At 40.9% G+C, this 20300-nt stretch carries 18 protein-coding genes and 4 tRNA genes; 10 read left to right on the plus strand and 12 right to left on the minus strand.

The annotated features are described in order from the left end of the window. The first annotated feature begins 19 nt into the window (after nucleotides 1-19). Together HW278_RS07705 and HW278_RS07710 are read left to right on the plus strand one after the other, a co-directional pair. A complete protein-coding gene (locus HW278_RS07705; RefSeq protein ID WP_178977453.1) occupies nucleotides 20-1756 on the plus strand; it encodes an ABC transporter ATP-binding protein in 1737 nt (578 codons plus the stop codon). Between the two features lie 6 nt (nucleotides 1757-1762). After that, a complete protein-coding gene (locus HW278_RS07710; protein ID WP_178977454.1) occupies nucleotides 1763-3484 on the plus strand; it encodes an ABC transporter ATP-binding protein in 1722 nt (573 codons plus the stop codon). 49 nt (nucleotides 3485-3533) lie between these two features. Here HW278_RS07710 and HW278_RS07715 read toward each other — a convergent pair. The 10 genes from HW278_RS07715 to HW278_RS07755 form a co-directional block, all read right to left on the minus strand. After that, a tRNA-Asn gene (locus tag HW278_RS07715) sits at nucleotides 3534-3607 on the minus strand. 215 nt (nucleotides 3608-3822) lie between these two features. Next, complete coding sequence (locus tag HW278_RS07720) at nucleotides 3823-5205, minus strand: dipeptidase (RefSeq protein WP_178977455.1); 1383 nt, start codon at nucleotides 5203-5205, stop codon at nucleotides 3823-3825. A 157-nt stretch (nucleotides 5206-5362) separates the two neighbouring features. Next, nucleotides 5363-5491, minus strand: a complete 129-nt coding sequence (locus tag HW278_RS12265; RefSeq protein ID WP_009421757.1) for a hypothetical protein — start codon at nucleotides 5489-5491, stop codon at nucleotides 5363-5365. Nucleotides 5492-5494: 3 nt separating this feature from the next. Continuing rightward, a complete protein-coding gene (locus HW278_RS07725; RefSeq protein WP_002675120.1) occupies nucleotides 5495-5737 on the minus strand; it encodes a hypothetical protein in 243 nt (80 codons plus the stop codon). Nucleotides 5738-5775: 38 nt separating this feature from the next. Beyond that, entirely contained in the window at nucleotides 5776-8097 is a 2322-nt protein-coding gene (locus HW278_RS07730) for a glycoside hydrolase family 20 protein (RefSeq protein WP_009421717.1), read from the minus strand. A 30-nt stretch (nucleotides 8098-8127) separates the two neighbouring features. Further along, on the minus strand, nucleotides 8128-8823 hold the full coding sequence (locus HW278_RS07735) for a ZIP family metal transporter (protein WP_178977456.1): 696 nt from the start codon (nucleotides 8821-8823) through the stop codon (nucleotides 8128-8130). Nucleotides 8824-8830: 7 nt separating this feature from the next. Next, the gene (locus HW278_RS07740) at nucleotides 8831-9961 is read right to left on the minus strand and encodes a GNAT family N-acetyltransferase (RefSeq protein ID WP_178977457.1); all 1131 of its coding nucleotides are present in this window, start codon (nucleotides 9959-9961) and stop codon (nucleotides 8831-8833) included. Then, the gene (locus tag HW278_RS07745; RefSeq protein WP_053581518.1) at nucleotides 9942-10886 is read right to left on the minus strand and encodes a transporter; all 945 of its coding nucleotides are present in this window, start codon (nucleotides 10884-10886) and stop codon (nucleotides 9942-9944) included. The genes HW278_RS07740 and HW278_RS07745 overlap by 20 nt, the downstream gene beginning before the upstream one ends. A gap of 56 nt (nucleotides 10887-10942) precedes the next feature. Then, the gene (locus tag HW278_RS07750) at nucleotides 10943-12214 is read right to left on the minus strand and encodes a nucleotide sugar dehydrogenase (RefSeq protein ID WP_178977458.1); all 1272 of its coding nucleotides are present in this window, start codon (nucleotides 12212-12214) and stop codon (nucleotides 10943-10945) included. 272 nt (nucleotides 12215-12486) lie between these two features. After that, nucleotides 12487-13740: a sigma-54 interaction domain-containing protein gene (locus tag HW278_RS07755; protein WP_009419829.1), complete on the minus strand. Its 1254-nt coding sequence runs from the start codon at nucleotides 13738-13740 to the stop codon at nucleotides 12487-12489. Between the two features lie 874 nt (nucleotides 13741-14614). Between HW278_RS07755 and HW278_RS07760 the strand changes: the two genes are divergently transcribed. Beyond that, nucleotides 14615-15475 (plus strand): glycerophosphodiester phosphodiesterase family protein, encoded by an 861-nt coding sequence (locus tag HW278_RS07760; protein ID WP_178977459.1) that lies wholly within the window; start codon nucleotides 14615-14617, stop codon nucleotides 15473-15475. A gap of 42 nt (nucleotides 15476-15517) precedes the next feature. On the opposite strand, the gene HW278_RS07765 is transcribed toward HW278_RS07760, so the two are convergent. Continuing rightward, on the minus strand, nucleotides 15518-16477 hold the full coding sequence (locus HW278_RS07765; RefSeq protein WP_002675128.1) for a ribonucleotide-diphosphate reductase subunit beta: 960 nt from the start codon (nucleotides 16475-16477) through the stop codon (nucleotides 15518-15520). 323 nt (nucleotides 16478-16800) lie between these two features. Here HW278_RS07765 and HW278_RS07770 point away from each other — a divergent pair, with 323 nt between their 5' ends. From HW278_RS07770 to HW278_RS07785, 4 genes are all read left to right on the plus strand, one after another. Next, the gene (locus HW278_RS07770) at nucleotides 16801-17016 is read left to right on the plus strand and encodes a hypothetical protein (protein ID WP_002675130.1); all 216 of its coding nucleotides are present in this window, start codon (nucleotides 16801-16803) and stop codon (nucleotides 17014-17016) included. A gap of 6 nt (nucleotides 17017-17022) precedes the next feature. Further along, nucleotides 17023-17859: a dTDP-4-dehydrorhamnose reductase gene (gene rfbD / locus HW278_RS07775; RefSeq protein ID WP_178977460.1), complete on the plus strand. Its 837-nt coding sequence runs from the start codon at nucleotides 17023-17025 to the stop codon at nucleotides 17857-17859. A 27-nt stretch (nucleotides 17860-17886) separates the two neighbouring features. Further along, the gene (locus tag HW278_RS07780; RefSeq protein ID WP_009410846.1) at nucleotides 17887-18450 is read left to right on the plus strand and encodes a LemA family protein; all 564 of its coding nucleotides are present in this window, start codon (nucleotides 17887-17889) and stop codon (nucleotides 18448-18450) included. 154 nt (nucleotides 18451-18604) lie between these two features. Then, nucleotides 18605-19528 (plus strand): M48 family metallopeptidase, encoded by a 924-nt coding sequence (locus tag HW278_RS07785; RefSeq protein ID WP_178977461.1) that lies wholly within the window; start codon nucleotides 18605-18607, stop codon nucleotides 19526-19528. 129 nt (nucleotides 19529-19657) lie between these two features. Here HW278_RS07785 and HW278_RS07790 read toward each other — a convergent pair whose 3' ends face one another. Further along, nucleotides 19658-19807, minus strand: coding sequence for a hypothetical protein (locus tag HW278_RS07790; protein WP_178976535.1), 150 nt, complete (start codon nucleotides 19805-19807; stop codon nucleotides 19658-19660). A gap of 197 nt (nucleotides 19808-20004) precedes the next feature. Here HW278_RS07790 and HW278_RS07795 point away from each other — a divergent pair. The 3 genes from HW278_RS07795 to HW278_RS07805 all read left to right on the plus strand — a co-directional run bounded on the left by HW278_RS07795 (nucleotide 20005) and on the right by HW278_RS07805 (nucleotide 20291). After that, nucleotides 20005-20078: transfer RNA gene (locus HW278_RS07795), tRNA-Thr, on the plus strand. 36 nt (nucleotides 20079-20114) lie between these two features. Next, nucleotides 20115-20196 (plus strand) — tRNA-Tyr (locus HW278_RS07800). A 22-nt stretch (nucleotides 20197-20218) separates the two neighbouring features. Further along, a tRNA-Gly gene (locus tag HW278_RS07805) sits at nucleotides 20219-20291 on the plus strand. The last annotated feature ends 9 nt before the right edge of the window (nucleotides 20292-20300 follow it).

Here is a 20300-nt window from a genome sequence, read left to right on the forward strand (position 1 = left end):
AATCAAACATTTAAATAAAATGATTCGCAATTTACTGTATATTACAGCTTTTAATAAAAAAGGTACGTGGCAGAGCGTGTTGTGGGAAATTGTGCATAACGGTTTTATCACAGCTCCGTCGGGCATATTACTCATAATATTATGGGAGCTTTTTAAACCGCAACCCAATCTGTCCCTTATCTGGGAAATGGTAGCCCTAATGGGTATCCTACTCCTATTACAGTTCTTCGTTGCCTCGCGCACCCTTGTGTCGTCCAACCTATTAGTATATGGTATTTCCGAAAAAGTACGCATTCGCTTAGGTAATCATATCCAAAAATTCTCATTAGGTTTCTTCAAAAAGCGCGACCCCGGCGAAATAGCTTCAGTGATTATGCAAGATGTCGCCTCGTTTGAGCATATTTTCAGTCACAGTTTTGGCAATTTAGCAGCCGCTCTTTTCGGTACACTTATGCTCTCAGGATTTCTCTTCTATTGTGATTGGCGACTCACCCTTTGTTTGTTCATTGGCATTCTACTGGTAATACCGTTCTTAAAGCTCGGTATTTTTATGGTCGATAAATGGGAACTCAGCAAAGGGCAAGTAAAGGCACGAAACGAAGTATCAGCTAAATTCTTGGAATATGTACAAGGAATACGACACCTAAAATCCTATGGTCTTACAGGTAGTAATTACCGAATGCTCGAAAAGGCTTATGAGAATTTGCGCCAAAAGAGTATCCGCTTAGAAGCTATACCAGGACCTTTTGTAATGCTTTCGTTTACTGTTTTGGAAATAGGCTTTGTGTTGATGCTCGCTTTAGGCTTGTACTATCTCACTCACAACACCATTACTATTCCTGTACTTATCGTTTTTCTCATTTTAGGCTATATTCTGTACAACCCCATCAAAGTAGTATTAGTAGATTATATGATGTTGCGCTATATGAACGAAAGCCTCAGCCGTGTCATTGATGTACTGAAAGAACCCACTATGGAAACCGATAAAAACGAGTTCCCTTCCCACTTTAATATCAATTTTGATAATGTAAGTTTCTCGTATTTAGAAGATAAAACTACACTTAACAATCTTAATTTCAGCATTCCTCAGCACAGTATGGTAGCATTGGTAGGACATTCGGGCTCGGGTAAAACCACTATTGCTTCACTCATTGCGCGTTTTTGGGACGTGAATAATGGAAGAATTACCATCGGTGGAGTAGATATTAGAAATATCCGGCAAGACCGCTTCTATGGACTTATCAGCGAAGTATTCCAAGATGTATACCTATTCGATGATACTATTTACAATAACATCAAAATAGGGAATCCTAACGCTACCGAAAGCCAAATTATAGAGGCTGCCGAAAAAGCACAAGTACTTTCGTTTGCGTGGGAATTACCGCAAGGAATGCACACTCCCGTAGGTGAAGGAGGTAACCATCTCTCTGGCGGACAAAAACAACGTATCAGCATCGCACGTGCTTTGCTGAAAGACGCTCCTATTATCTTGTTAGATGAAGCTACTGCCAGTCTCGACCCCGAAAACGAAATATACATTCAAAAAGCCATTCAGGAACTTGTAAAAAACAAAACAGTAGTGGTGATAGCCCATAAGCTCTCCACCATTAAAAATGCTGATAAAATACTTGTTTTAGAAGAAGGGCGTATTGCCGAAGAAGGTACGCACCCCGAACTCTTGACTAAAAAAGGTATTTATCATCGCCTCTGGACACTCCAACAACAAGCCTCTGGCTGGACAGCAATTAACAATTAACGAACTATGAAAAGATTATTACAAATAGCAGGACAGCGTAAAACCTTACTCTTAGCCTCCTGCACTTTAGCCATTATTCACGCAGTACTGAGCTTGGTTCCTTATGCCTTGGTATTCTATATCATACAAGAACTCACACAGCAAATACCCAATTTTGCTACCGCTCAACAATACGTAATCTACGCCATTGTAATGATAGCCGTGAGTATGGTCGCTTTCTTCTTATCGGGTATTTTATCACATATCGCCGCTTTCAACATTCTTTACGGTCTTAGAAAGACGATTACCGAAAAGGTCGGCGTATTGCCTATGGGCTATCTTTCTAACCGCAATTCAGGAGCTTTTAAGAAAATTATTTCGGACGATGTAGAGCGTATAGAAACCTTTATTGCTCACCAAATCCCCGATTTTGTAAAAGCTATTGCCTTGCCTTTGTTCACCTTAGGATATCTGTTCAGTCAAGATTGGCGATTAGCTCTTGCCAGCTGTTTGCCTTTATTGTTGCTACTGCTTATTTTCCCAATAATGTTTGGAGGAAAAAACAAAAATCTCACTCAGCTATATCACCAATCGTTAGAAGAGATGAGTTCAGGTATCGTAGAATACGTACGTGCTATGCCCGTGATGAAGATATTCCAACAATCAGCTGAGAGTTTTGATAAATACGGCAAGAAAGTAAAATCTTTCAACCGTTTTGTAAGCCAGTGGATACGTCATAGCTCACCTCCTTACGCTATCTTTATGAGTTTTGCCAGTAATGCAATGTTGCCTGTTTTGGCATTAGGTCTATATCTTTATTTTCACAATGGGGTGACCCTTGCCACTATGCTCTTTTTCCTCATCATAGGTACAGGCTATATGCGTCCCGTTTTTGCCATTAGCAATATGGCAATGCAACTACAACTGATAGAACAAGGCGTACAACAGATTGATAAAATTCTCAATCAACCCATTCTTCCCGAAGGACATAATGCGCAGATACCTACTCACTATAATATCTGTTTCGACAAGGTTAGCTTTGCTTACGACGGCGAGAACTATGTATTGAACAACGTTAGCTTCACAGCCAAAGAAGGTACAGTTACTGCCTTAGTAGGCCCCTCAGGGGCAGGTAAAAGTACCGTAGGGCAATTGCTTTCTCGTTTTTGGGATTGCCAAGAAGGACGAATTACTATAGGTGGAATTGACATCAAAGAGTTACCCACCGAAAGTTTGATGCAAAAGGTATCATTTGTTTTCCAAGATAGCTTTATGTTTCAACAAACGATGTACGACAATATTCGTATGGGAATGGATAAAACAGAAGAAGAAGTGATAGAGGCTGCCAAAGCAGCTCAAATACACGATTTTATCACGAATCTGCCCAATGGGTACAACACATTTTTCGGTCAGCAAGGGGTACATCTCAGCGGAGGAGAACAACAACGCTTCCAGTTGGCACGTGCTATTCTTAAAAATGCACCAATCCTCATCTTAGACGAAGCTACTGCCTTTGCCGACCCTGAGAACGAGCATAAAATACAGCAGGCTTTCAGTACGCTTATTCGCAACAAAACCGTACTTGTGATAGCACACCGCCTTAGCTCTATCACCACAGCCAACCAGATTATTGTATTCAACAAAGGCGAAATCAACGCTATAGGCACTCATAGTCAGTTATTGCAAGAGAGTGAATTGTACGAAAGAATGTGGAATGCTCACAACCGAGCTAAAGAATGGGCTTTATAAGAAGATAAAATAAAAAAAGCACTTACATTATGTAAGTGCTTTTTTGTTGCTCCCCCTACTGGACTTGAACCAGTGACCCTCTGATTAACAGTCAGATGCTCTAACCAACTGAGCTAAGGAGGAATATTTTCTACTTATGTTTTCCTTAATTGCGGTGCAAAGGTACAACTATTTTTGAAACCTGCAAATTTTTAAGCAGAAAAATATTTAATATTTTTTAGCTGTATTGCTAAGTCGTTTATTTTCAACAATAATATAAAAAGACTTTACCAAAAATTTAATAGTCTCTCGTGCTATGAGTTTTGGTAAAGTCTTTATTACTTTTTATGTAACTCGTATTACTTGTTTACGAAGTAGTGATAGAACCACGGAATGGTTTCAATACCTTTTAGGAAGTTGAAAATACCGTAGTGTTCATTAGGTGAGTGGATAGCATCGCTATCTAAACCAAAGCCTAAGAGAATAGATTTGCTGCCCAATTCTTCTTCAAAAAGGGCTACAATAGGGATACTTCCTCCTGAACGCACAGGTATAGGCTCTTTGCCAAAAGTTTGTTGGCAGGCTTTTACCGCTGCTTGGTAAGCAGTAGTATCGGTAGGGGTCACATAGCCTTGTCCGCCGTGGTGAGGGGTTACTTTCACACGTACTCCTGCAGGAGCGATGCTCTCAAAGTGTTTGGTGAAGAGCTCGGTTATTTCGTGGTTATCTTGGTTAGGCACCAAGCGCATTGATATTTTGGCATAAGCCTTACTTGGGATAACCGTTTTAGCTCCTTGTCCGGTATAGCCTCCCCAAATACCATTTACATCAAGGGTAGGGCGTATAGAGGCACGCTCAGTAGTGGTATAGCCTTTTTCGCCATATACCTCATCGATATCTAAGGCTTTTTTGTAGGCTTCGAGTGAGAAAGGTGCTTTTGCCATTTCATCTCGTTCAGCTTGTGAGAGCTCTTCTACTTTATCGTAGAAATGCGGAATGGTAATGCGGTTGTTCTCGTCGTGCAAAGAAGCAATCATTTTAGTAAGCACGTTGATAGGGTTTGCTACAGCACCACCGTATAAACCAGAGTGTAAATCGCGGTTAGCACTGGTAACCTCCACTTCCACATAGCTAAGTCCTCGTAAGCCCGTAGTGATAGAAGGGGTGTCGTTAGCCAGCATACTGGTATCGGAAATGAGAATAATATCGTTTTTGAGTTTTTCGTGGTTGTTTTTTACAAACCAACTAAGGCTTCCTGAGCCTATTTCTTCCTCGCCTTCAATCATAAACTTCACATTGCAAGGGAGCACGTTGTTTTTCACCATATATTCAAGGGCTTTCACGTGCATAAACATTTGCCCCTTGTCGTCGCAAGCCCCACGAGCGAAGATAGCTCCATCAGGGTGAATATCGGTTTTTTTGATAACAGGCTCAAAGGGGTCAGATTCCCAAAGCTCAATAGGGTCGGCGGGTTGTACATCATAGTGCCCATATACTAAAACAGTAGGCAGGGCAGGGTCGATAGTTTTTTCGCCATATACGATAGGGTAGCCAGGGGTTTCACATATTTCCACCTTGTCGCAACCAGCCTTCTCTAAGGCATTTTTTACAGCATCGGCAGTGTTGAGCACGTCCTGAGAATAGGCAGCATCAGCACTAATAGAAGGCATTTTAAGCAGTTCTATCAGTTCCGCAATAAAGCGGTCTTTGTTTTCATTGATATAATTTTTTACTGAATCCATATGTCAATTAACAATTTACAATTAATAATTTACAATTCTGCAACCGTAGCAGGGTGTTTTTTTTTGTGTTATTGTTGTGTGTTTTTAAAAATATGTAGTTATATCCTTTAGTAAAATTATTTGCTAAACAATTCTGAATGAGAAGAACCTAACCTAACTAAAAGTATTCTTTTCCTCTCTTCATCGTATTGTAACCAAATGATAAGTAAATCAGGTTCTTTTTATAGTCTTTTTTAAACTGTCCAGTATAAGTTATTTCATATACATTTCTGTTAATATTATCCATAACTTAATCATTTAAAGAGGCTATTAATTCTTTTACATTTGTAAAGTATTTTGTGTTGGGATCGTTTATAAGTCTTTCAGCTTCTTCTAAGGCTTTTTGAGTAGTCTCATTTGGAATGTTTTCTCCCCTTCGTAAACGAGGAGTTTCTTCAAAAGTCTCTACTATTTTAAAGTTGAGACTTTCAAGTACAGATTTAGCATTTTTCAATGAAAGTCCTTTGGGTAAGGCAACTGTAATTGTTTCCATATTTTTCTTCTTTTACGCAACAAAGGTACATTATTTTTCTAAAATACCAAAATTTCATCTATAAAAAGCCAAGCATCACCTCCTTTTGGGGGTGTTTTTACGTTTTTGAGAGTGAGCTTGATATAGCGTGCTTCCGTTGGACTAAACTTCAATACAAAATCTTTTAAGGTGGCTTTCCCTCTCACTACACAAGGCTCATTGTGAGTTGCTACTTCACGGTAGTTTTTACCGTCGTTTGAAAGGGATACTATAAATTCTACGGGAAAGTAAATACCAGATGCTTGGGCATCCATTGCGCCTATACGCACTTCTCTCACCTCAGTAGCTTGCTCCAAATCGAGGGTAAGGGTTACATCGTCACCTAACCAACCGAGCCATTGCCCATCGTGAAAGTTTTTGGTACCGCGAATGACATTGGTGAGTGTCGCTTCTCCTTGCCCTTGGTAACTCTTGTGATAAAGTGGACTGTAACTTACTTTCTTATCTATCGCTTTGTGGAATGTTACCTCGCCAGTGGTAATGGTGTTGGTCGCCTTTCCACTGAAAACAGTTGCTTTAAAGGTTGTGCTTCTATTCAGCGCAATAGGCTGGCGGTATTTCGTAGCTTTTTCTATAGGAGTATCTCCCAAAGCGTAGCGAATGTCGGCGTTGGGGACTTCACAGTCTAATTTTAGAAAGATATTCCCCTTTTGGTTTTCAACGGTAGGCACTACTTGGTACATAGAGCGGGCATAGTTCACCTTCATCACGTCCAAACGCTTCATAAAGGCTTGAGTGCGATTTATAAAGTTGTCCCAATTCTTCAAGTTATCGGTTGTCCAACTGATTTCAGCAAGCGCCAACAATCGCGGAAAGAGCATATATTCCGAATGTTCAGGGGTAGCTATGTATTCAGCCCATAAGTTGACTTGCGTACCCAAAACTTTTTTCTGTAGTTCTGGGCTGAGGTTTTCTTTTTCAAGACTGTAATGGTAAAGGGTTTTGAGCGGTAAGTAACCGCCATTGGCTTGAGGCTCATAGTCGGGAAGACCTTGATAGTTGTCTATATAGCAATCGCTAGTGAGGACAACAGGGTTACCTTGTTCGAGGGCTTTTTTACCTACCTCGATACCGCGCCAGTTCATCACCACTGCATTGTTAGCCAAACCCCCGTCCATTATCTCGTCCCAACCTACCAAAGTGCGCCCTTTGGATACTAAGAAATCATTTATACGCTTGATAAAATAACTCTGCAATTGGTGCACATCTTTTAAATGATGGTCTTTCATACGTGCTTGGCATTTGAGGCACTTTTCCCATTCGGTGTGAGTGGCTTCGTCGCCACCTACGTGAATGTATTTGCTGGGGAAGAGTTCCATCACTTCGGTAAGTACATCTTCCAAGAAAGTGAAAGTTTCTTCTTGCCCCGCACAATAAATATCGGTGATAGGCCACACCGCGCCTGAGGGTACTCCTATGGGGCGTTTGTGACAAGACAGTTCGGGGTAAGCCGCTATGGCACTCATTGCGTGGGCAGGCATTTCTATTTCAGGAATTACCGTAATGCCACGTGCAGAGGCGTAGGCTACAATCTCTTTAATATATTCTTGGGTATAGAAACCTCCATATTTTTTAGGAGCTGTCGCAGGATTGGCAAAGGCGTTGGCGGAGTTAGGAGTGCGCTCATTCCATAGTTTATCTTCTTGGTCTACACGCCACGCACCTATTTCGGTAAGTTTAGGATACTTTTTAATTTCGATGCGCCAACCTTCATTGTCTATTAAGTGGAAGTGGAAGGTATTGAGCTTGAGCATTGCCATACGGTCGAGGGTTTTCAGTATATATTCTTTGGGGAAGAAATGGCGAGAGACGTCCAGCATCAATCCGCGCCAAGCGTACTGAGGAGCATCAGTGATGGTAACTGCGGGCACCGTCCAATCAGTCTTCACGGGTGTAGTGCTTTCAAACTCTTTAGGCAGTAGCTGACGGAGCGTTTCGAGGGCGTAAAGCGCCCCGTTGTAACCACCTGCCTTAATGATAATTTCTTTAGGATTTACAGTGAGGGTGTAACCTTCTTTAGGAAGAGATGTATCAGTGTCAATCACTACGTAATTAGTCAAGAGAGCTACTTTTTGTACAGAAAACCTAAATCCCGAAGCCTTCTCAAATTGTTCGAGAAAAGGCAACCGAGCTGGCATCAAAGCAGGGTCAATTACAAAAACAGTTTCCTTAGTAAACCGGAAACTACCCTTACCTGGCACCACCGATTCAGGTTGCGGAATAACAGCGAGGTCTTTCATCGTAAAAACTGCCTCTCTTTGCGACTGACAGGCTACTACCCATAAAACACTAATGCATAAGAATTTTTTTATTGTCTTCATTGGTTAATTTACGAATTTGCTAATTCTCTTTTATGTAAGATATGCTACCGCAAATCCTACACAAACACTTAAAAACTTTAATAGGTTAAAACGATGTCCTTCGGAGTTTTCAAATAAGATAACGGTAGAAATATGCAAGAAAATACCTATTACAATAGCCGAAAGCTCCGTGTGGTAACTGATAAGGCTTGGTACTGTATTGCTTAAAAAAGTGCCTAATGGCGTCATTAGGGCAAAGAAGAGTAAAAACAGTGCTGTCTTCCACTTGTTCACTCCTGAATTAATAAAAAAGGTAGTAAGCACAATAGCCACAGGCAGTTTGTGCACGAATATACCATACACGAGGTCGTGATTATGTTCGTGAGATAGCGGGAAACCTTCTAAAATGGAGTGAATACTAAGGCTGATAAACAGTGAGAGCGGGAAAGCACTATGCTGGTGTGGGTGTGGGTGCTGGGTGTGACCGTGTTCAGCTCCGTGCGAAAAGAACTCTAAGACAATTTGCAAGAGTACTCCTACTATCACAAATAGCCCTATGTATTTAAAATCGTGCTGCTCATCGTGAGAGTGATATACTTCGGGTATCAGTACGAATACAGTGAGTGCTAATAGGTAAGCGCCACTGAAAGAGAGTAGTAATTTGGTGTATTGCTGTTGGGCAGGTTTAAAAAAGGTAACGAATGAGTAGCCTAATACTACTGCCAGAAAGGGGAGAAGATAATTCATTTTACATTTAATCTCTTACCTGTTTTTTAAAGGTAGCACGACGAGCAAAGATAACGGGGTCAAAGCTCTTCCAAAGTTGCTGAATAGCAATATTTTCTTCGAGTTCAGGTGTAATCACGCAATGAGTAACACCATTGCGGGTGAATATATCATAATAATAGTCGAACAACAAGGCAGGAATACCCTTACTTTGGTATTCGGGGGCTACCCCAATAAGGTAGAACTCCACCGTATCGTGATGTCGTTTCGATTGTAACAAATACCACCAACCCCAAGGGAAGAGTTTGCCTTTTGCCTTTTGTAATGCTTTAGAGAACGAAGGCATCACAATGGCAAAACATATCAGTTTACCGTCCTTATCTTCAATAAAACGTACATACTCAGGATTGATAAAAGGGATATACTTTTGTTTGAAGTACTCTCGCTGACGTTCGCTTATAGGCACGTAGGAGGCTAACTTAGAATAAGTTTCGTTGTAAAGGTCAAACATTGCATCTACGTGCTTGAGCACTTCTTTGGTAGTAGGCGTATCGATGAACTTTACCCCATAGCGTTTTTTTATAGCTTCAGCCGTTTTCTTAAAAATCTCAGGTTTAGAGTTCTTTACTAAAAATTCCATCTCTACAAAGCCTTTTTCTTTGGTAAAGCCTAATTGCTCTAAGTGTCGATTATAATAGGGATGGCTATACCACGTCATCATATTCGAGAGGTGGTCGTAACCTTCGGTAAGCAATCCCACTTTGTCCATACTCGAAAAACCTATCGGACCTTCCATATACTCCAATTGATACTCACGAGCTTTTTCAGCTACTTTATCCAAAAGAACTTGTGTTACTTGAATGTCGTCTATCATATCCAACCAACCAAACCGCACTTTCTTTATGTTCTGTTTAAGGTCGTGCTGATTAATAATAGCTACTACGCGCCCTACCATTTTACCTTTCTCATTGTAAGCTCCGTAAAAGAAGGCTTCGGCATTGTCGAATACAGGGTTCTTGGTTTTGTCAAAAGAGGCTACCTCGTCACTGATGAGAGGCGGCACCCAATAAGGGTTGTTTTTGTATAAAGACAAAGGAAACTTCACAAACTCGGTAAGTTCCTTTTTAGTGGTGAGTTCTTTAATCAGGATCAATGGCATTACGTCTGTTTCTTTTAGGTTTTTTCTTGTGTTGTATTTTGGTGGTTTCTATTGTTTCACTCAATACCTTCTTGATATAGCTGTTGTGATTATCGATGCGATAAGAAGCCCCGAACAATCCCATATAGCGTTGTGGGGTATCTTTCCAGCCAAAGCCCATATCGGCATTGAGTTGTATTTTATCGGAAAGCAAGAAGGCAACGCCAAGACGCGTAATCTGGTCGTTGTAATGCTGGCTGTGAATACCTTGATGCTCTGCAAAGATACTAAACCAACCATTGTCTAAGTTATGAGTAACGGTGAACAAATAGCTGTATTCGGTGTTTTTACCGCTTAAGAATCTATCAATGATACCGTTTGCTACCAACACCACACGGGGGATAGGCTCTGCTTGAAAGATAGCTGCTATTTTAGGAGAGAGTGCTGGTATTGACTCGTAGTAATATCGCTTGTTTGGTAAGAAATTCACCCCTGCATAAAGAGATATAGAAGGTGTGAGGTTGCGCCATCTAAAAGAGTTATTAGCCTTCCAACTGTAAATACTCGGCTCTTCATCTAAAAAATCAGGTTTAAAGAGCAAGTACTTAGCCCCGATAGTATTGTTCACAAAACCAAAGTGCGAAGTCGTACCGTTAGATGCAATTGTACGGTCATAAGCAAGAGTACCATTGAGCATCACTTCCAATTCTTCTTTATAAAAACCATAACGCACTGCATAGTTCATTCCAGTAAAATCCATAGAAGTGCCTGTCTCTTTGTGGTGGTTGTGCTCGTACCATAAACCTCCTTCAAATTGTAATACTCTCGCCCCTACCGCATAGGCACTTTGTGAAGTGCCTGGGAGGTTTGAGTTAATAATTTCAGTGTATTGTGCCTTTGCCAAAAACGGAAAAGCACAAAGCATTAGCAAGTATATTTTCTTCATTGTATGTGAATATTTTAGGCGACAAAGGTAGGAAAAAGTTTTTTACTATACAACTTTTATAACCTAAACACATTCTTCTTCACTTTTAACTTCCCTTTTACGTCGTAAACGATACCGTCTTCTTTTAAGTAATTTCCTATATTCATTTGCAGAAACTCTTGGTGCGCCACGCAAAGCACCACTACATCGTTGTGGGTAGCGAGGTTTTGTGGTTTAATAGCTACCTCAATGCCGTACTCTTCAAGAGCGCGTTTAGGGTCTGCCCAAGGGTCATACACTGTAATATTATTAGTAAAATTTTCAAGGGTACGGTAGATATCCACTACTTTCGTATTGCGAGTGTCGGGGCAGTTTTCTTTGAATGTAAAACCTAAGAGCAGGATTCGGCTGTCCTTCACAGGCATACCTTGTAAACACAAGCGGTTGATAATCTGATAGGCGATATAGCCTCCCATCGAGTCGTTCGTCTTGCGGGCTTCCATCATTAAGCGTGGCGATACGCCGTGCAGTTTAGCTTTTTGTATGAGGTAGTAAGGGTCTACCCCTATACAGTGTCCACCTACCAGACCGGGGCGGAAGGGCAAGAAGTTCCACTTGCTGCTTGCTGCATCTATCACCGCATTAGTATCAATCTCTAAAATATTGAATATCTTCGCTATCTCATTCATAAAGGCGATATTCACATCGCGCTGAGCGTTTTCTATCACTTTGGCGGCTTCGGCTACTTTTATAGACGGGGCAAGGTAAGTGCCTCCCCTCAGCACTGAATTGTAGAGCGTGTCTATTTCCTGTGCTACCTCAGGGGTAGAGCCTGAGGTAATCTTGCAGATAGTCTCCACGGTATGGTGCTTATCACCAGGGTTGATGCGCTCGGGCGAGTAACCCACAAAGAAATCGCGGTTGTATGCAAGCCCCGACACGCTTTCCAAGATAGGCACACACACCTCTTCCGTCACTCCTGGGTAAACCGTCGATTCATAAATCACTATATCTCCTTTTTTTAGCAATGCGCCTACTGTTTGGCTCGCTTCGCGCAAAGCGGTAAGGTCAGGTTGCTGATAGAGGTCGATAGGTGTAGGTACTGCCACTATGTACACATTGCAATCCTTAGCGTCATTTGGGTTCGCAGTGCAAATGAGATGGGTAGCCAATCGTTTTTTAAGAGTTTCACTACCGATTTCGCCCGTAGTGTCAATACCCGTGTTGAGGCTTTCCACTCGCGCCGTATAGGGGTCGTAACCCACTGTGGGATATTTTTTGGCAAACAGACAAGCTAAGGGGAAACCCACATAACCCAGCCCAATAATGCCTATTTTATATGATTTCATCTAAATAATTAACAATTAATAATGTGAATCAAGGTTAAAAAAGTATAATATCTGATTTATTGAGAGTTACATTCTTCGTATATGATGACTATCACTACTTCCCCCTTTGAAGGGGGGTAGGGGGGATGTTTATAATCAAAAAGTTAGCCCAACCTCTTAATTGGTATTAATAATTAACAATCCTTTCCCAAAACTCCGCCTCTTCCGGCTGAACAGAAAGTTCTCTCCTCTGACCTCCTATTGCCTGAGGCTTATGCCCCAAAGCTTAGTGCCTAAATCATATTATACTGTTTTAGTTTGCGATATAGCGTCCGCTCCGAAATCCCCAAGGCTTTGGCGGTTTCCTTGCGCTTGCCACCGTTGTGTTCTAACGACTTGCGTATCATCTCGCGTTCTTGCTCTTGGAGTGAAAAACGCTCTTCTTCCGCAGCTTCCTCATAGTCGTACACCTCTTCGTGAGATAGGATTTCCTTCTCGGTAGGAGGTACGGGAATGATAGAATAAGCCGGAGAGCTCGCCTCATTCTTGTGTGAATCATTGCCGTAGATGCGGTGAATAAGTCCCTCGTTGTCCTGTTGTACTTGGGCTGAATTGCCGTGTTGTAGCAGTTCAAGGGTAAGCTTTTTCAAGTCGTTGAGGTCAGATTTCATATCGAAAAGCACCTTGTAAAGCAATTCGCGTTCGTTGCTAAAATCACTATCCTGGCGCGCTTGCTGAGGTACAACCTGTGGTAGATTGCTACCCTCATCAGGTAAGTAGGTGCGCAAAATACTCGCTGTAATATCCCTGCGCTGTTCAAGTACCGAAATCTGTTCGGCTACATTGCGCAACTGACGGATATTCCCGCTCCAACGGTAGTTCGTGAGCAGATGTACCGCATCTTCGCTGAGCTTCACAGGAGGCATTTTGTATTTCTCGGCAAAATCCGAAGCAAACTTGCGGAAAAGCAAGTGGATATCGTCTTTGCGTTCGCGCAAAGGAGGCAAATGTATCTCTACTGTGCTGAGTCGGTAGTAAAGGTCTTCGCGAAAACGTCCTTTTTTAATAGCTTCTTGCATTTGCACATTGGTAGCTGCCACAATGCGTACATTTGTCTTCTGCACTACCGACGAACCTACTTTTATGAACTCGCCATTCTCGAGCACCCGCAAGAGGCGCACTTGGGTAGTGAGGGGCAATTCACCTACCTCGTCCAAGAAGATAGTCCCGCCATCGGCTTCCTCAAAATATCCACTACGGGTAGCGGTAGCTCCCGTAAAAGCGCCTTTTTCGTGACCAAAAAGTTCTGAATCGATAGTCCCTTCGGGGATTGCTCCGCAGTTTACGGCTATGTATTTACCGTGTTTGCGTAGAGACAGCGAGTGAATGATGCGCGGTATAACCTCTTTTCCCACCCCACTTTCTCCGGTGATGAGTACCGAAATGTCAGTAGGGGCTACTTGTATAGCTTTTTCGATAGCGCGATTCAGCTTAGGGTCGTTGCCAATAATGCTAAATCGCTGTTTTATAGCTTGTATATTTTCCACTTTTTTAGTTGAGAGTTTATGAACGGCAAAGGTACGAATATTTTTTTGAATTTATGTCAGTTCGATATAACAAAATGCTATTTTTCAATCGCTTTTCCTCCGCCTTTCCGCCACCACACTCCCACTAAACTCCTCCCACAAATTTGCTAATTTCCCAATTTTCCAATTTGCTAATTCTCTTTTTCTGCCACCACACTCCCACTAAACTTCTCCTACAAATTTGCTAATTTCCCAATTCTCTAATTTGCTAATTCTCTTTTCTGTCATACTCCCCCCTAATGCCTATGCCCTAAGGCCTATCACCTATTCCCTTTTCTTTCGCCTCGAAACCCCGTTTTTAACATTTTTAGCGCTGTTGTATCACAGTATGAATCAACTACTTATACACCCTTTCTATACCAATCGTCCAAGATTCGTATAAGCTTCCTATAAGCTCTCTATAAGCTAACCCCACCCTCCTTACAGCCTTTTTTCTCCAAAATTCTTCTCAGCTCTCTTCCGTTCTTCTCTGTTTCCTTCCGAATACTCCTAACCGTCCCAACACATCGCTTTTTCATCTCAAACTTTGGCAAAGTTGAATAAACTAACAAACCCTCCGCTAGTGCAATTCTTGTAGCCTCCTCCTCATTCTCTCATTCTCCCATTTCCTCATTTCCACATTTTCTCACTTCCACATTTTCTCATTTCCACATTTTCTCATTTCCACATTTTCTCATTTCCACATTTTCTCATTTCCTAATTCTCTAATTTTCTTGTCACTTTTTCGTCGCATTCCTAGTGCCTATGGCCTAAGGCCTAAGGCCTCGCACTTTTCTCATTCTCTCATTCTCTCATTTTCTCATTTCTATATTTTCTTTATCTTTGCAAAAAAAATATGTTTTTAATGAAGAAATATATCATCACTTTATCGCTTTTGTGCCTCGCAATGGCTTGCAAAAGCCCCTCAACCGGACAGATAATCCCCCAAGAGGAGATTACTAACCAAATGTATTTCACCTCCAAACCCATTGTTTCTGCTCATCGGGGTGGGGGAGGAGAGCAACTTAAAGGCTATCCCGAAAACTGTTTGGAAAGCATTCAGTACCTTTCCAAGAAAGGAATACACAGCTTTGAGATAGATATCTTCGAGAGTGCCGACGGCGATTTGCTCCTGATGCACGACGATAAGTTAGGACGTACCGCCACAGGTCAAGGAGTTGTATCAGCCCTTACTACCGAACAGTTGCGCACTGAAAAACTCAAAGATGAGTTTGGCAATGTAACTGCTTTTCAGATTCCGTTTTTAAAAGATGTACTTTCGTGGTGTAAAACTCATAAGGGGTACTTAATGTTAGATTTTAAAAAGGGTATTTCTTATCAAAAAGTGGTAGATTTAGTGCGCGAAGAGAAGATGGAAGCGCAAGTGGTGCTTATCAGTTATAACACTGCACAAGCCGAAGCCTTGCATAAGGTAGCTCCTGAGATGCTCCTTTCGGTGAGCGCCCGCAATGAAGACGAACTAAACCGTATTTTGCAAACAGGTATTCCTAAACAGAAGTTGTTAGCTTTCACCGGTATTCGTTTAGCTCCTGATCAGCTGTACGAGCGTTTAAACCAACTAAAAATACCTGCCATATTAGGTACATTAGGTAACTTAGATAAGCGTGCTGCTACCAAAGGCGACTACCTATATACCGAGTGGGCAAAGAAAGGTATACAAGTTTTTTCTACCGATAGACCTTTGGCATTCAAGTAAAAAATAAGAGGTAAGAAACTTACTTCTTACCTCTTTCTTTATCTAAAACAAATCGTTTTCGCTAATACTCTTGTCGTGTTTAGTATAAGCAGTAGGGCGTTTGGCAAAGAAATCGTCAAGCTCATTGCTGAACACTTCCTCCTCAAACCACATCATCGGTTTAGCTTCCTCTCCCGAAATACCAAAAGGCTTTCCTAATCCCAATTGTGTAAGCGAGTCGTCCAAACGATAACGCATATAGTTCGACAAGTCTTTTTTGCTAAAAAACTCCAATTCACCTTGTTCAAAAATCCAGTCTAGCATCTTGTCTTCCAAAGTGATATAACTACGGATAAAAGTAGTTGCATCTTCTTCGGCTTTAGCTTTCATTTCTGGATTTTCTTCAAATATTTTTTTGAGAATGTAAATACCTGCATTGGCGTGTAACTGTTCGTCTACCGATGTCCACGCAATAATATTCGCTACGTTTTTCAAGAACCCTTTAAAACGCGTAAATGAAAGAATAGTAGCAAACTGACTGAACAACGAAGCATTCTCAATAATCAATGTGAAAAACAGAATCCGCTCCATAGCGTTCTCACGATTTTTAGCCAAGTATTCTTTTAATACATTACTGCGTTCTTTAAAAACAGGTACCTCCAATAAGTTTTCAAACTCGTTGTTGTAGCCCAAAACCTCCAATAAGCGTGCGTAAGCCTCGCTGTGGCGGAACTCACATTCGGCAAAAGTAGCCCCTAATCCGTTGAATTCAGGTTTAGGGAAGAGGTCATAGAGGTCTCCCCAGAAAGTCTTTACTGATACTTCCACTTGGGCGATACCTAATAGAGCACGTTTCACTGCCTCTTTTTCTACAGGTGTTAACTCCGATTTAAAATCCTGAATATCGGCAGTAAACTCCACTTCAGAGTGTACCCAAAACGATTTGTGCATAGCGTTCACAAACTCCATAACCTCAGGATATTCAAAAGGTTTGTAGTTCTCGCGTTTGTCAAAAATTCCCATAATGATAAATGTTTTTTTATGAATGTTTTAATGATGTTTTACAGAGCGCAAAGATAATAAAAATACTATAAACTCCAATAATTTTTCTAATTCTCTAATTTTCTAATTCTCTAATTTTCTTCACCTTACCTTTGCTCTTCAAAAAATCTTTTATTTTCACTAATTTTACCTTTTATCTTTTACCTTTTACCTTTTATCTAAATTCCTCCTGTTGATAACTCTGTTAATAACCTGTTAATTTAAATTGATAACTATTTTTTTGTCAATAATAAATTTATTCGTACTTTTGCCTCGTCAAACAATGATTAAACATTTATAGAACTATGGAAGAATTTGTAAAATTAGTAGAACACATTTTGTATATGGAGAATTTCAACACTGCAATTACTCCTGATTTAAAACAAAAGTTTATAGAGCTTAACAGAACTTATGGCAATAATGTGCCCGATAAGTATAAAGCAGATGTAAACAGATTATATAATAGCTTTCGCGATAAACAAAGCGTAGAGGTAGATAGTAACGCTTACGCTGTTAGCTAATAGTAAATGAATGTTTTAGTAACTGGAGGTAGTGGGCAATTAGGTTCTGAAATTCAGGCTAATCCTCACAAGAAAAGTTGCTACTATTTCACGGATATAAATAGCTTGGACATCTGTGATGTCCAAGCTATTCGTGCTTTTGTGCAACTCAATAATATTGGTGTCATTGTCAATTGTGCAGCTTATACCAATGTAGATAAGGCCGAAGACGACTCAGCTCTCGCAACTCTTATCAACCATACAGCAGTCGAGAATTTAGCAACTGTTTGTAAAGAACACAACTTGCCTCTTATTCATATTTCCACCGATTATGTCTTCGGAGGAAGTAAAAACACTCCTTATACCGAAACCGACCCAACCACACCTCTTGGGGTGTATGGGCGTACTAAATTAGCAGGCGAACAAGCAATACAACAAGCAGGCATTGAACATCTCATTATCCGTACAGCGTGGTTGTACTCATTGCGTTTCGGTCATAACTTTGTAAAGACTATTCAGCGTCTCAGTGCCGAACGTACTGAACTAAAAGTAGTATTCGATCAAGTAGGTACCCCTACCAACGCTTCTGATTTAGCCGATTTTATTGTGCAAGCAGTCGAAAACCTTTGGTATAAAGGCAAATGTGAGGTCTATCACTTCTCTAACGAAGGAGTTTGCTCGTGGTATGACTTTGCAGTAACTATTGTAGCGCAATCGGGTAATAATTGTAAAGTATTACCCTGTCGTTCCGATGAGTTTCCAAGCAAAGTAACGCGCCCAGCCTACTCAGTGTTAGATAAAACCAAGCTAAAAAAAGACTTTAATTATTCAATTCCTCATTGGAGGCATAGTTTTAATTGTTAATATTAATTGTAAATTATTAAATTAGATATGGGACTTATAATAACCATCGCAATCATAGTGATTGTAGTATTTTGGTACATTAGTGCCAATAATAAATTGGTAGCATTAGCCAATAATCGTGAGAACGCCTTTGCTGATATCGATGTGCAACTCAAGCAACGTCACGACCTTATTCCTCAACTGGTAGCAGCTGTAAAAGGCTATATGACTCACGAGTCCGATGTGCTCACCAAAATCACTCAAGCGCGCAGTCGTGCTATGAGCGCTACTGATATAAACGATAAGATTGCAGCTGAGAAAGAACTCTCTTCTGCTATGGGTGCTTTCAATATCCAAGTAGAAGCTTATCCTGATTTGAAAGCGAATACTAACTTTATGCACCTCCAACAAGAAATTGCCGATATAGAAAATAAATTGGCGTCAGTGCGTCGCTTCTTCAACTCTACTACCAAAGAGCTGAATACCGCTATCCAATCGATACCTACTAACATTGTAGCAGGTTTCAAGAAAATGACTCCACAACCCTTCTTCGATTTGGGTACAGAACAACGCCAGCAGTTGGATAAAGCTCCAGAGATTTCGTTTAGCTAATCGAATGCATAGAAGATATATAAAGGAGATGTTTTATAGCGTCTCCTTTATTTGTTTTTTTGAACATTGTTTGGTATTCTCATATAAAACTAATATCTTTGCCACTCCTATCTTTGCAAGTAAAGAAAATCCGGTAATAATAAAAACTTAAATTATGCAATATCTTGGTATCCGACAACAAATCGCACGAAATAACACCAAGTCTGTTCTGTATTTATTAGCCTTCCCCTTGCTAATCCTTGCGGGAACCTATGCGGTATTGTATATGCTTAACGACCAAGATATAGAGACTGTGAATGCTCAATTCCTTTCAGTAGTCCCTGTGGTGCTGATAGGGGTAGCTATATGGTTTGTAATCTCCTACTTCTTCAATACCCAAATGATACAAACCGCCACTCACTCTCGTCCCTTAGAACGCCGTGAGAATATGCGGGTGTATAACCTCACCGAGAACCTTTGTATGAGCGTCGGAATGCCTATGCCCAAGCTCTATATTATAGAAAGCGATGCGCTCAATGCTTTTGCTTCCGGTATCAACCAAAAGACCTTTGCCGTCACCCTCACACGTGGTATTATCAACACGCTTAACGACGATGAACTCGAAGGGGTGATAGCTCACGAACTTACCCATATCCGCAATCGCGATGTCCGTTTGCTTATTATTACCATTGTGTTTGTAGGTATTTTTGCCACGATTGCCAATATCGCTTTCCGCACGATGCTCAATAGTCAGTTGTATTCTTCACGCAATAGGCGAAACGAAAAGGGTGGGGGAGGAGCTGTTGTGCTGGTAGTCTTATTGGTAGCAGGGGTTGTCTATTTCTTTTCAATACTCTTTAAGTTAGCACTTTCTCGCAGTCGCGAATATATGGCTGATGCAGGAGCTGTTGAAATGACCCATAAGTCTTTGGCATTAGCCAATGCCTTAAAGAAAATCTCAGGGCACTCCACCATCGAAGGTGTGGATAACGACGAAGTAAAAGAACTCTTCATCGACTATAAAGCCGAAGGCTTTTTTGCAATGTTCGCCACCCACCCACCTATTCGCAAACGCATACAAGTATTAGAGCAATTTTAAAGACTTATGTTAGTTCAAAACAACCAAAACATTCTTGTGCATAAGCTTACCTTCTACAACTCCCCTTGATTCCTTTATCAATCATAGAAGTTTTCTTCATTCATTCTTCACCTTTTATTTGTCTTTACTTCATTCTTGCCCCACTGTAGAGCCACTGTAGAGCCACTGTAGAGCCACTGTAACCCCACTTATCCCCCATTTAAACCTTATTACTTGTCCGTATGCCCCACACCTGCTCGTGTGGTTCGTATCGTATTTTTGTTTACTTTTATATCGCAAAGCTTTGCCAAACCCTAATTGGCTAATTATTCACGTAAGCTAAAAAAATAGCAATAAAGTTAAAACATATTATTCATAAAATACATCTGATATTCAAATGTTTGTATTTACAGTCAAAATATTTTCGTAAAAAAAGTGCTAAAAATTTTGTCGATAAAAAAAAATGTTATACTTTTGCGCTCTGTAAAAAGATAGACGCCGGCATAGCTCAGTTGGCCAGAGCACGTGATTTGTAATCTCGGGGTCGTGGGTTCGAATCCCTCTGCCGGCTCAAAAAAAGTACATATTTTAATAGTTCAAATATTCGGGGGAGATACTCAAGTGGCCAACGAGGGCAGACTGTAAATCTGCTGGTTTTACCTTCACAGGTTCGAATCCTGTTCTCCCCACTGTCATATTTTTATTTTTTTTGCGGGAGTAGCTCAGTTGGTAGAGCGTCAGCCTTCCAAGCTGAATGTCGCGAGTTCGAACCTCGTCTCCCGCTCTTTTTTTG

Origin of the sequence: Capnocytophaga sp. oral taxon 902, from assembly GCF_013394735.1 — a bacterium.
Classification (GTDB): domain Bacteria; phylum Bacteroidota; class Bacteroidia; order Flavobacteriales; family Flavobacteriaceae; genus Capnocytophaga; species Capnocytophaga ochracea.